This window comes from Neisseria lisongii (assembly GCF_028463985.1).
GTDB classification, from domain to species: domain Bacteria; phylum Pseudomonadota; class Gammaproteobacteria; order Burkholderiales; family Neisseriaceae; genus Neisseria; species Neisseria lisongii.
Window position 1 is genome coordinate 35,805 of the sequence record NZ_CP116766.1, and the last position, 11,731, is coordinate 47,535.

An 11,731-nucleotide genomic window follows, 5' to 3' on the forward strand; every position below is an offset into this window, starting at 1 on the left:
GTTGCGGTTTCTTACGATACACGGGCCAGAGACTGTTCGGCAAGGCCGCGCATGGCTTGGGTAATCTCGTTGTCGGGTAATATTGCCAGCGACTCGATGGCTTTGTCCACTGCTTTGCGGGCTTCGGCGATGCAGTAGGGCAGCGCTTCGGAATTGACCACATGGCGGTGGATTTTGTCAAAATAGCTGCGGTCTGCGTGCTGCAGGGCGTGGCGGACATCTTCGGCGGCAGCCTGCGAACCGTTGTGCATCAGATAAATCAGCGGCAGGGTCGGCTTGCCTTCGGCCAAATCGTCGCCGACATTTTTGCCGATTTCTTCGGTGTCGCCGGAATAATCCAGCACATCGTCAATGATTTGGAACGCTGTGCCGACATACATCCCGTAGTCTTTCAATGCCTGTTCCTGTTCGGGCGTTGCCCCGCCCAAAATAGCGCCGACACGGGCGGCGGCTTCAAACAGTTTGGCCGTTTTATACTGAATAACCTGCACATATTCTGCTTCGGTGATGTCGATATTGCCGATGTTCATCAACTGCATCACTTCGCCTTCGGCAATAATATTGGTTGCGTCCGCCATCACTTCCAAAATCTTCATGCTACCCGAACCGACCATCAGTTGGAACGCACGGGTGTAAAGGAAGTCGCCCACCAACACCGCAGCGGCATTGCCGAAGAGATTATTGGCAGTTTTACGCCCCCGGCGCAGCTCGCTTTCGTCCACCACATCATCGTGCAGCAGCGTGGAAGTGTGGATAAATTCCACCATCGCCGCCAGCGAATACAGCTCGTCGCCGTCATAGCCGACCGCCTTGCCCGCTAAAATCGTCATAATCGGACGCAGCCGCTTGCCGCCGGCGCTGATGATATACGTGCCGATTTGGGAAATCAGCGCCACGTCGGACTGCACGGCACGGTTGATGACCACATTGACTTTGGCCAAGTCGTCCGACAGATGTTTTTGGAAATAAGGCAGGTTTTCAAGCATGGCAGAGTTTCTTCAATTCACGATAAAACGCAGCGGGAGATTATAGCAGCAAAGACGGCTTTACACATCTTTTCAGACGGCATTTTTTTAGCGGGCAACCGCTTCAGGCCGTCTGAAAACCGGTTTCGCTGTAACCGTGCAGCCGCCTGTTGCAGCGAAACACCAATCCGCCCGCCGCCGCCAATAAACTTTTGACAATACAGAAAAACAAACATATAATTCTCGGTTCGCACAATCAATGTGCGCATGATTAACCAAAATTCTCATGGAGTTGAGTATGTACGCGGTCGTAAAAACCGGCGGTAAACAATACAAAGTTACCGTTGGCGAAAAATTGAAAGTAGAACAGATACCAGCCGAACTCGACAGCCAAATCGAACTGACAGAAGTTTTGATGATTGCTGACGGCGAATCTGTAAAAGTAGGCGCACCTTTTATCGAAGGCGCAAAAGTAACTGCTAAAGTAGTGGCCCACGGTCGCGGCGAAAAAGTACGCATTTTCAAAATGCGCCGCCGCAAACACTACCAAAAACGCCAAGGCCACCGTCAAAATTTCACCCAAATCGAAATCGTGGCAATCGCCTAATTTTGAGCAAATTTAGGAGTATTTAAAAATGGCAAGTAAAAAAGCAGGCGGTAGCACCCGCAACGGTCGCGATTCAGAAGCCAAACGCCTGGGCGTTAAAGCCTACGGCAACGAACTGATTCCGGCAGGCTCAATCATCGTCCGCCAACGCGGTACCAAATTCCACGCCGGCGACAATGTAGGCATGGGCAAAGACCACACTTTGTTCGCCAAAGTTGATGGTTACGTTGAATTCAAAACCAAAGGCGCGCTGAACCGTAAAACCGTCAGCATCCGCCCTTACACCGGTTCTGACGAATAATCCGCAGCGATTAAAAAAAGCCGCACTGTTGAGTGCGGCTTTTTTGCGCTGGTCGGAATGACGGGCGTGTTGAGTTTGGAATGTGCCGGCAATTCGGTTGATTGATTATAGTGGATTCACTTAAAAAAGAGAACAAGGCAAGGGGGTACAGTTATGATGTGAAATTCACCGAACCTGTGCGTGCTGTGGTACGCACGCTACGCCAAACTCAGTAGAGTGCATGCCTAAGCATGCACGGGTTCGTGAAATTTCACATCAATTATGTTGGTGCACGACCCAACCTGCGCCCCGTACCCGTACTCTTTCTTAAGTCAATTTACTATAGTGGATTAACTGAATAATCCATACCATTTAATCCGGTACTTGTAGGGTACGCACCAAAGCACGCACTTTATGTCGAAGCCGTCTGAAAATCTGATTTTAGCTTTGCAGAAACTCGCTTTGCTCGTTTTGGCGAAACCTGCGGTTTTAGCTGCGCAGAAACTTGCTTTGCTCGTTTTCAGACGGCATTCATGTGGAGTTTAAAGAACACATGTGTACTTGGGGCAAGCACGCTGCACACCGTTCCCCGTCCCGCTGGCGGGAAGGATGGTTCACTTGGGTTGTATATTTTTTTGGTTAACTCACTATAAATCCCAACAAATCAAGCGTTCTTGTTGGGTAAAGGCACACTAAGCAAAGCCGTCTGAAAACGAGGGTAACGAGTTTCTGCGTAGCTAAAACCTGATTTTCAGACGGCCTTTGTGTTTTATCTTATCAGCCCGGACGGCCGTCTTTTCTCGGCCGCAGCAGCCACGGGGCGTATTTCCATGCGTAGAGCAGTAGGGCGGCGGCGAAGAGGGCGGCGGAGCAGCGGATGCTGTGGGTGTAGGCGGTGCCGCTGACAAAGGTGGCGAGTATGCGCACCAGTGTGGCGGCAATCATCAGCCCGAATGCGACGGGTACGGATTTGGGCGGCGGATAGATGACGTTGCCGGTGTGGCCGAGCGCCGTGCGTGCCATCATGCCGAGGGTCAGTACGCCGATACCGCCGACACCGATCAGGTGTACGCCCAAATTGAGCCATGCCGGTTTGAAATAGGCAATGCCGACGGCGAGCAGACCCAAGCCGGTGAAGGCGTAGCCGGCGAATAAAACCCACAGCATGGGTTCTTTCAAGACATCTCGATACCACCAGCGGTACACCTGCACCAAGCTGATGACACCGGCAGCGGCGGCAGCAAGGGCGGCGAGGGGCAGCAGGATTTGGTGTGCCATCAGCATGGCGGTAATCATCGGCAGCCACAGGGCGGCGTGGGCGACCCATTGCGGGCTGGGGATTTGCGGCACGTTGAGCCGTTTGGAGGTGAAAAAGGAAATAATTCGGGTGCCGATAAAGCCGATAAAGCCGGACACCATAATCAGGCCGGATTGCAATCCGGTCAGCAGGGCGGCGGGGTCAAACGGGTTTAAATGGCGGTGGAACACGGCGTGTGTGCCGCCCAAAACGAAAATGGCGAATACGGCAACATAGTTGCGTTTGTTGCGGGTACGGAATACCGGTAATGCCATACAGAATGCGCCGTACCAGAAAAACAGCGTGCCGAATATGCCTGAAGCGGCGGCACCCCAGCCGGGAATAAAGATGCTGAGGCGTGCCAGCAGCCAGCAGGCGGCGAGACCCGCCAGCATAGCGCCTCGGGTGGGCGGCTGTCCTGTCCAAGTGGCGACGGCGGTCAGCAGAAAGGCGATAACCACCAGTCCGGCGTAGCCCCAAATCATTTCATGGGCGTGCCAGTAAAAACCGGGCAATTCGGGCGTGCCTTGGTAGCCGAAGCCCCACAGCAATACCGACAATGCGCCGTACAGCGCCGCCAGCAGGTAAAACGGGCGAAATGCCATGGCCCAAACGGGGTGGCGGAAAAAGGTATTCATGGTGTGTGTTCCTTGAATTTTTGGGATTTATCGTGAATGCACTTTAGTCAAGATACGGCTCAATGGCGGGAAACAGTTCCCGTTCTTCAAAACGGGCATGGTCGCGCAGGGTTTGGGCGAAATCTGTGTTCCACGCTTCGCTGTCGTAGTCGGGCGCAGCCATTGCCGCACGCAGTTTGGCGTGGTCGTGTTCAAAGCGTTGGCGCAGCTCGGGCGCAATATGTTGCCAATGCGGGGCGAACTGTTGCTCCTCCTCTTTGAAATGTTCTTTTAATTCAATAATGTGCGGTTCGATTTCGTGGCGGTGGTTTTCAGACGGCATACGCAGAATACGCACGCACAAAGCCAGCGAGTGATGATGTTCGCGGGAAATCTGAATCAGTTTCGGGTGGCGTTTTAAGGGTTGCATGGTGCACCTTTTGTGGATTTGTGTTGGATTATTTAATAAGTTTCATATATTATGAAACTTATTGCCGCATGAAGTCAAACCGGCAACTTGCGGCAAGCCATAAATAATAGAGAGAAAAGCCATCGGAACAAAAAAAGCGCAAGCTGCGTTTTGCCGCCGGTGGCAAAAAGAGACGGATTTTACAAGATGTATTTGACGCAACATACCGATTACGGTTTGCGGGTGTTGATTTATACCGCCATCAACAATGATGCGCTGGTCAATATCAGCACCATTGCCGAAACCTACAATATTTCCAAAAGCCATTTGATGAAAGTGGTAACCACTTTGGTTAAAGGCGGTTTTTTGTCCAGCGTGCGGGGTAAGGGCGGCGGCTTGAAACTGGCGATGCCCGCCGAAAAAATCAATATCGGCGCTGTTGTCCGCTATCTCGAACCCATGCAGGTAGTGGAATGTATGGGGCAAAACAACGAATGCCTGCTGACCCCGTCGTGCCGCTTGGTCGGCATCGTGAGCGGGGCGATTCGGTCTTTTTTCAATCATTTGGACGGTTTCACGCTGGCCGATTTGCTCAACAAGCCGACTTACGATTTACTGTATTTCTCAAAAATTCCCATTAATGCCGAAGAATAGCCAAGGGTGCGGGTAAACAGGAGCGGCGCATTGAACCGCTGTTTTCAATATTTCCATGTTGCCTGAGCGCAACCCACCGATTTTTTTACAGGCCGTCTGAAAACCCGATTTTCAGACGGCCTCGGTTTGTTTTTAAAAAACTTTGTATGTTATAACAATATGTTGAAGCAATAAGAGCAAGCTAATCAAACCCAAAACCGGCTGTTTGACGTAAACGCTTATTGAAAAAAATTTTCATAAATGCGAAAAAAGTTTGCAAATAATAATAATTGCTATTACCATACGCAAACTATGAATAATCAAGACCGAATTTTCAAACCCACAGTTGTCGCCTTAGTCGGATTGCTGCATATCGGGCTGGTGGCGCTGCTGTGGCATCAACGCGAGCCGAAACTGGCCGAACTCGAGCATATCGAGTTTTTCGACATGGGCGGTATGGAAGCGGGTGGCGGCGGTTCGGAAACGCAAGAGCCGGTTGCGCCGCAGCCTAAGCCCCAGCCGAAACCGCAGCCCGAACCGCCTAAGCCTAAAGTCCAGCCCAAGCCTGAAAAACCGGTTATCAAGCCGGTAGTAACCAAAAAGGCCGAAGCGGATATCCGTCAAAAAGAAGAGAAACCGATTGAAAAACCGAAACCGGTTGAGAAAGTCAAACCAGAGCCGGTGAAGCCCAAAGTCGAGCCTAAGCCTGAACCGAAACCCGAACCCAAACCCGAGCCGAAAGTAGAAAGCAAACCTGCGCCCAAAGCCGAAGCCGAGCCGAAAGCGGCGGCTAAGGCCGAAGGCAGCGGCGGCGGTGAAAGCAAAGCCGCTCATGCCGACAGCAGCAAAGGTGCGGGCAAAGGGCAGGGCGATGCCGCAGGCGAGGGCAGCGGAAAAGGCGAAGGCAAAGGCGGTCACGGCAGTGGCAGCGGTTCAGGCAGCGGCGACGGACCGGGCAGCAGTCGCAGCAATCCGGTCAGCGCTTCCGGTTCGATTCCGACCCCGCCGTATCCGGCATTGTCGCAGGAAAACGAAGAAGAAGGCACAGTGGTTTTATCGGTATTGGTTGCACCGGGCGGCAAAGTGGCATCGGTGGACATTGCCAAGAGCAGCGGCTTCCCGCGCCTTGACCGTGCGGCGAAAAAAGCGGCGCAGTCCGGCCATTTTTCCGCTGGTGTGTGGACGAAATTCCGTGTGCCGGTACGGTTCAGTCTTCCGTAAAACGGCAATATCGGGCAGCGCTGCGTCTGCATAATGATAGAGAAAAGGGAAAAATCGTGGCAGATATGTTTTTTTGGGCAACAGCCTTGTCGCTGCTGCTGTCGGTTGCCTTGATGTTGTGGGGCGTTGTCCGCTTTATGGTGCTGGTTGCGTCCCAGCAGGATTTTTAATTTTATTTTTTAACGAGTTGGAAAAACAATGAATCTTGGAATGGTTTTTGAAACAGGCGATTTTGTCCTGATTAGCGTGTTTTTATTGATGCTGCTGATGAGCGTGGTTACCTGGAGCGTGATTATTATCCGTCTGGTCAGCTACAGCAAAGCCAAAGCAGGCAATGCGGCGGCCAAAAAAATCGTGATGGACGCTTTTACCCTGAACGAAGCAGCGCAAAAAGTCGGCAGCATCAACGCCCCGATTGCCCTGCTGACCAAAGAGTCGGTGAGTGCGTTCCAAAGCTACCGCCAAGGCGGCAAAGGCACGCTGGCGACAGCGTTGCCGCTCAACGAATATCTGGTCGGCAGCATTCACAACAGTATGAGTCAGATTATGCGCCGTTTTGACGGCGGCATGACAGCGTTGGCATCCATCGGCGCAACCGCCCCGTTTATCGGCCTGTTCGGTACGGTATGGGGCATTTACCATGCCTTAATCAACATCAGCCAAAGCGGCCAAATGAGCATTGCCGCCGTGGCCGGCCCGATCGGCGAAGCCCTGATCGCCACCGCAATCGGCCTGTTTGTCGCCATTCCCGCCGTATTGGCATACAACTTTCTTTCACGCAGCAAAAAAACGCTGACGCAGGATTTGGACGCTTTCGCCCACGACCTGCATGTGCGTCTGTTGAACCAAAAGGATTAAAATTATGGCATTTGGCCCGATGAATTCCGGCGATAACGAGCCGATGGCCGACATCAACGTTACGCCGCTGGTCGATGTAATGCTGGTGTTGCTGATTGTGTTTATGATTACCATGCCGGTTCTGACCCATTCCATTCCACTTTCCCTACCGACTGCTTCCGAATCAGCGGCGAAAAAAGACCGGCAGCCCACCGATCCCCTGCGCCTGACCATTGATGCCGACGGCAAATACTATTTCGGCGCAGAATCCGCCACCGGATTGAGTTTGGAAGAAGTGGCAGGCCGTCTGAAAACCGCCAAGGCGGAAAACGAAGAAACGATAGTCGCCATCGCCGCCGATAAAACAGTGGAATACGACTACGTCAATCAAGCCTTGGGCGCAGTCCGGGAAGCCGGAATCAGCAAAGTCGGTTTTGTAACCGAAACCAAAGCAAAATAAGCCGGACAGCTTGAGCCATGCCGTCTGAAAACAGGTTCTGCAGTGCAGAATCGGATTTTCAGACGGCATTTTTTGTTGGTGCGGAACGGGAATTGGTTTGAAAACGGTATTTTTGGGGTCTGGCGGGCGTGTTGAGTTTGGAATGTGCTACCAATTTGGTGGATTTACTATACATTTTGAAAAGCGGACGGAATTTATCCATCATACCCTATCTTCAGCCGCCGGTCAGCGCCATTACCCGAATGATTTTTTTGGGATTTTCGACAAATTCGTGTTTTTCGGGTTTGCGTAACACGGCTTGGCGGATATGGTGGTCGAGTTCGTTGTCGCTGCAGCCGCTGCGCAAGAGTTCCCGCAGCGGGGCTTTGTCTTCTTGGCCGAGGCAGAGGTGGAGGTTGCCGGTGGCGGAAAGGCGAACCCGGTTGCAGGTGGCGCAGAAGTGTTGGCTCATCGGGGTAATCAGGCCGAGGGTGAAACCGTTGTTGCTGCTGTGCCAGTAGCGTGCAGGGCCGCCGCCTATGGTTTCTTTCAGCGGCAGCAGGTCGAATTTCTGTTGCAGCTCGGTTAGGACGGGTTGGAGGCTGACTTTGGCGTGGGCTTGGCCGGTTGCGCCCAGCGGCATGGCTTCAATCAGGTTGAGGATAAAACCGTGGCGGATGCAGAAGGCGACCATGTCGTCCAAGTCGATGTCGTTGATGCCTTTGAGCGGCACCATATTGATTTTAATGCGTTCGAAACCGGCGTTTTGGGCGGCTTGGATGCCTTCCAAAACCTGAGGCAGACAGTCGCTTCCGGTGATGTGGGTAATGCAGTCGCGGCGCAGGCTGTCGAGGCTGATGTTGAGCCGTTTGACACCGGCGTTGCGCAGGGCTTGGGCGTGTTGTTTGAGTTGCGTGCCGTTGGTGGTGAGCGAAATGTCTTCCACGCCGGGCAGGCGGCTGATTTCGGCGGCAAGGTCGGCCAAGCCTTTGCGCAACAGGGGTTCGCCGCCCGTGAGGCGGAAGCGTTTGGTGCCGAGGCGGGCAAAGGCGGCGGCGACACGGGCGAGTTCTTCAATCGTCAGCCAGTCTTTGGGAACGGCAAAGCCTTTAAACCCTTGGGGCAGGCAATAGGTGCAGCGCAGGTCGCAACGGTCGGTTACGGAAATGCGCAGGTAATCGACTGTGCGGCCGAAAGAGTCGGTGAGCATGGCGGCGGTCAGTAGCGGGGCATGTCGGGGGCAATCTGTTTCGCCCATTCGTCAATGCCGCCTTGGAGGTTGTAAAGATTGTCGAAACCCGCATCGGCCAGATACATGGCGGTGTGCAGGCTGCGGATGCCGTGGTGGCAATAGACGACGATCGGCAGACCGTCGTCGGGCAACTCGTTGTGGCGCAGCGGAATCAGATTCATCGGAATATGCAGTGCGTCGGGCAGGGCGCAGACGGCGGTTTCTTCATCGGTGCGCACGTCCAGCAGATGAAAGGCCTGACCTTGCTGTTGCCAGCGTTGCAGCTCGGTAACGGGCAGTTGGGTAATGTTCATGGCGGTGTGATGTGTGTGTGAAAGGGTGGGACAGGCCGTCTGAAAAATGGCTTTGGGTTATTTCACAAAAATATTATATTGTTAAACGGTTTTCAGACGGCCTTGGTGTCGGTGGTCGGTGCCGCTTTAAAAATCAAAGTCGTCAAACGGATCGGCGGCGGTATCGTTCAGCGGCGCAACGGCGGTGTCGAACAAGACTTTCTGCTGCACTGTATCGCCGTTTTTGGTCAGCAATACAGCGTGCTGCACCGGCGCTTTGCCGATAACGGCAACCAGTCTTCCGCCGTCTTTAAGCTGCGCCAGTAGGCTTTCGGGAACGCTGCGCAGCGAGCCGCCGACATAGATTGCGTCAAACGGGCCGCCTTGCGAAGGTTCGCTCAAACCATTGTTCTGCACATAGTCGATGTTGGCGAAATCCAAGCCGTCCAACACGGTTTTTGCCGCCTGCTGCTGCGCATGGTCGCAGTCGCAACTGACCACTTTCCCCGCCAGTTTGGCGAGCAGGGCGGTGGCGAAACCCGAGCCGGTGCCGATTTCCAACACGGTTTCGGCGGCGCTTGGTTTCAAGCCTTGAACCAAGCGGGCAACGACTTTCGGTTCGAGCATTTTGCCGCCGTTGGCCAGCGGAAGTTCCAAATCGGAATAGGCCAATCCTTGGTGTTCGGGCAAAACAAACCGTTCGCGCGGGATTTCCATCAGTGCGTCCAACACATCAAAATCCAACACGTCCCACGGCCGGATTTGCTGTTCTACCATATTGAAACGTGCCTGTTCAAAGTTCATCGTCTGCTCCGTTGCTCAAAATAATGTCAAATGAAAGAATAATTATAATCCAATTATCGCCGCTTTGCTGCTTTGATGCCGTCTGAAAACCGTATTTTCAGACGGCCTGACGAGCGTGTGCCTGCGTCAGCATTCGGGCAAGCTGCGCCAGATAAACCGCATCGGTGTCGTCAAACTGTGCCAGCTTGTCGTCGTCGATGTCCAACACGCCGAAACATTGCCCGTCTGCATCAAACAGCGGCACGACGATTTCCGACTGCGACAGCGACGAGCAGGCAATATGGCCGGGGTGGCGGTTCACATCTTCCACCACCACCGTTTCCCTCTTCTCCCACGCCTGACCGCACACGCCCTTACCGAAACCGATACGGGTACAGGCCAGCGGCCCTTGAAACGGCCCCAAAACCAATTCGTTGCGCCGCCGGTCAATCAGATAAAAACCGACCCAAAACCAGCCGAACGTTGCCTTCAAAACCGCCGCCGTATTGGCAAGATTGGCAATCAGATCGGTTTCGTCCGCAATCACACATTCAATCTGCGGCAAAACTTCCCGATAACGTTCCGCCTTATCCGCCGCCGTAACATTGACCGTATGCATATCGTACCACCTCAAACAGAAAGCCCTGATTATAGAGAAATCCGTCGAAACCCGAAAGCGCAGCACAAACACTTTTCCCATATCGAGGCCGTCTGAAAAACCGCCCCGCCGCAAACGAATCTTGCATATCGCCGCCATATAAACTACACTTCGCAACAAACAACCAAAATCATCCGGAGCATAGGAAAATGTATCACGAAATCGGCATGTGGGACCAAAAATGGGTCATCGGCAACTGGAAAATGAACGGCCGCCTGCAAAGCAACAACGCCTTGATGCACCGCTTCCGAGTGATGCCGACCGCCGAAAAAGTCCTGATCGGACTGGCGGCACCGACCGTTTATCTGCTGCAACTGCACAACGCCATGCAGATTGTGCTGAACAACCGCATTCTGACCTGCGCCCAAGATGTCAGCCGTTTCCCGAACAACGGTGCCTACACCGGCGAAGTGTCCGCCGAAATGCTGGCCGACATCGGCACAGACATCGTCTTAATCGGCCACTCCGAACGCAGTCTCTATTTCGGCGAAAAAAACGAAATCCAACGCCGCAAAATGGAAAACGTCCTCAACGTCGGCCTGATTCCCCTACTGTGTGTCGGCGAAAGTCTGGAAGAGCGCGAAGCCGGTAAAGAACAAGACGTTATCGCCCACCAACTCTCCATTCTCAAAGGCTTGGACACCCAAAATATTGCCGTCGCCTACGAGCCGGTATGGGCCATCGGCACCGGAAAAGTCGCCACAGTCGAACAAATCGCCGATATGCACCGATTTATTCACAAAGAAATCTTGTCTTTGTGCGGCGAGTCTGTTAAAATCCGCATCCTTTACGGTGGAAGCGTGAAAGCGGAGAACGCCGCAGATATTTTCGCCGTGCCTCATGTTGACGGTGCGCTGGTTGGCGGAGCTTCATTGTCGTACGACTCGTTTACCGCCATCATTGATGCCGCACAAGCTGCGTAGAGAATTATGGAAGCCTTTAAAACCGTTATTTGGATTGTCAATATCATTGCCGCACTGGCTGTTATCGTGCTGGTGTTGCTGCAACATGGCAAAGGCGCAGACGCAGGTGCAACCTTCGGTTCGGGCAGCGGCAGCGCCCAAGGCGTATTCGGCTCGGCCGGCAACGCCAACTTTTTAAGCCGCACAACCGCAATCGCCGCTACAATTTTCTTTGCAACCTGCATGGCAATGGTGTATATTCACTCCAACACAACCCGCCACGGTTTGGACTTCAGCAATGTCAAACAAAGCGCACCGGTTCAGACCAAAGCAGTTTCGGATACCCCAACCGATACCCAACCTGCTGCACCGCAACCTCAGCAGCAGTAATACAGTTTAACTTTAATGCCGACATGGTGGAATTGGTAGACACGCTATCTTGAGGGGGTAGTGACCCTAGGTCGTTCGAGTTCAAGTCTCGATGTCGGCACCATCAACAGAAAAACCGTCTGATTTTCAGGCGGTTTTTTTACATCTAATACCGTCTAATCCAATCGAC

General features: G+C 53.2%; 15 protein-coding genes and 1 tRNA gene. 9 read left to right on the top strand and 7 right to left on the bottom strand.

Annotated elements, in window-relative coordinates; translation table 11 throughout:
- Positions 1-11 precede the first annotated feature (11 nt).
- Positions 12-986 (bottom strand): polyprenyl synthetase family protein, encoded by a 975-nt coding sequence (locus tag PJU73_RS00195; protein ID WP_237090294.1) that lies wholly within the window; start codon positions 984-986, stop codon positions 12-14.
- 277 nt (positions 987-1,263) lie between these two features.
- Between PJU73_RS00195 and rplU the strand changes: the two genes are divergently transcribed.
- Together rplU and rpmA are read left to right on the top strand one after the other, a co-directional pair.
- A complete protein-coding gene (rplU, locus tag PJU73_RS00200; protein ID WP_115225383.1) occupies positions 1,264-1,572 on the top strand; it encodes a 50S ribosomal protein L21 in 309 nt (102 codons plus the stop codon).
- A 28-nt stretch (positions 1,573-1,600) separates the two neighbouring features.
- Positions 1,601-1,873 (top strand): 50S ribosomal protein L27, encoded by a 273-nt coding sequence (gene rpmA, locus PJU73_RS00205; protein WP_237090293.1) that lies wholly within the window; start codon positions 1,601-1,603, stop codon positions 1,871-1,873.
- A gap of 756 nt (positions 1,874-2,629) precedes the next feature.
- Here rpmA and PJU73_RS00210 read toward each other — a convergent pair.
- Positions 2,630-3,787 carry an NnrS family protein gene (locus PJU73_RS00210; protein ID WP_237090292.1) on the bottom strand — a complete coding sequence of 386 codons (1,158 nt, stop codon included), beginning with the start codon at positions 3,785-3,787 and terminating at the stop codon, positions 2,630-2,632.
- 43 nt (positions 3,788-3,830) lie between these two features.
- On the bottom strand, positions 3,831-4,196 hold the full coding sequence (locus tag PJU73_RS00215; RefSeq protein ID WP_237090291.1) for a hemerythrin domain-containing protein: 366 nt from the start codon (positions 4,194-4,196) through the stop codon (positions 3,831-3,833).
- A gap of 186 nt (positions 4,197-4,382) precedes the next feature.
- On the opposite strand from PJU73_RS00215, the gene PJU73_RS00220 reads away from it, so the two are divergent.
- The 4 genes from PJU73_RS00220 to PJU73_RS00235 all read left to right on the top strand — a co-directional run bounded on the left by PJU73_RS00220 (position 4,383) and on the right by PJU73_RS00235 (position 7,326).
- Complete coding sequence (locus tag PJU73_RS00220) at positions 4,383-4,829, top strand: Rrf2 family transcriptional regulator (RefSeq protein WP_237090290.1); 447 nt, start codon at positions 4,383-4,385, stop codon at positions 4,827-4,829.
- A gap of 291 nt (positions 4,830-5,120) precedes the next feature.
- Entirely contained in the window at positions 5,121-6,029 is a 909-nt protein-coding gene (locus PJU73_RS00225) for an energy transducer TonB (RefSeq protein WP_237090289.1), read from the top strand.
- A gap of 198 nt (positions 6,030-6,227) precedes the next feature.
- Positions 6,228-6,887 carry a MotA/TolQ/ExbB proton channel family protein gene (locus PJU73_RS00230; protein ID WP_237090288.1) on the top strand — a complete coding sequence of 220 codons (660 nt, stop codon included), beginning with the start codon at positions 6,228-6,230 and terminating at the stop codon, positions 6,885-6,887.
- Between the two features lie 4 nt (positions 6,888-6,891).
- Complete coding sequence (locus tag PJU73_RS00235) at positions 6,892-7,326, top strand: ExbD/TolR family protein (RefSeq protein WP_237090287.1); 435 nt, start codon at positions 6,892-6,894, stop codon at positions 7,324-7,326.
- 214 nt (positions 7,327-7,540) lie between these two features.
- On the opposite strand, the gene moaA is transcribed toward PJU73_RS00235, so the two are convergent.
- The 4 genes from moaA to msrC form a co-directional block, all read right to left on the bottom strand.
- A complete protein-coding gene (gene moaA / locus PJU73_RS00240; protein WP_237090475.1) occupies positions 7,541-8,515 on the bottom strand; it encodes a GTP 3',8-cyclase MoaA in 975 nt (324 codons plus the stop codon).
- A gap of 8 nt (positions 8,516-8,523) precedes the next feature.
- On the bottom strand, positions 8,524-8,850 hold the full coding sequence (locus PJU73_RS00245; protein ID WP_237090286.1) for a rhodanese-like domain-containing protein: 327 nt from the start codon (positions 8,848-8,850) through the stop codon (positions 8,524-8,526).
- A gap of 126 nt (positions 8,851-8,976) precedes the next feature.
- On the bottom strand, positions 8,977-9,633 hold the full coding sequence (locus PJU73_RS00250) for a protein-L-isoaspartate O-methyltransferase family protein (protein WP_237090285.1): 657 nt from the start codon (positions 9,631-9,633) through the stop codon (positions 8,977-8,979).
- Positions 9,634-9,730: 97 nt separating this feature from the next.
- Positions 9,731-10,231 carry a free L-methionine (R)-S-oxide reductase MsrC gene (gene msrC, locus PJU73_RS00255; protein WP_237090284.1) on the bottom strand — a complete coding sequence of 167 codons (501 nt, stop codon included), beginning with the start codon at positions 10,229-10,231 and terminating at the stop codon, positions 9,731-9,733.
- Between the two features lie 188 nt (positions 10,232-10,419).
- Between msrC and tpiA the strand changes: the two genes are divergently transcribed.
- The 3 genes from tpiA (at position 10,420) to PJU73_RS00270 (ending at position 11,665) form a co-directional block, all read left to right on the top strand.
- Entirely contained in the window at positions 10,420-11,193 is a 774-nt protein-coding gene (gene tpiA, locus PJU73_RS00260; protein WP_237090283.1) for a triose-phosphate isomerase, read from the top strand.
- Between the two features lie 6 nt (positions 11,194-11,199).
- Entirely contained in the window at positions 11,200-11,562 is a 363-nt protein-coding gene (gene secG, locus PJU73_RS00265; RefSeq protein ID WP_237090282.1) for a preprotein translocase subunit SecG, read from the top strand.
- A 17-nt stretch (positions 11,563-11,579) separates the two neighbouring features.
- A tRNA-Leu gene (locus tag PJU73_RS00270) sits at positions 11,580-11,665 on the top strand.
- The last annotated feature ends 66 nt before the right edge of the window (positions 11,666-11,731 follow it).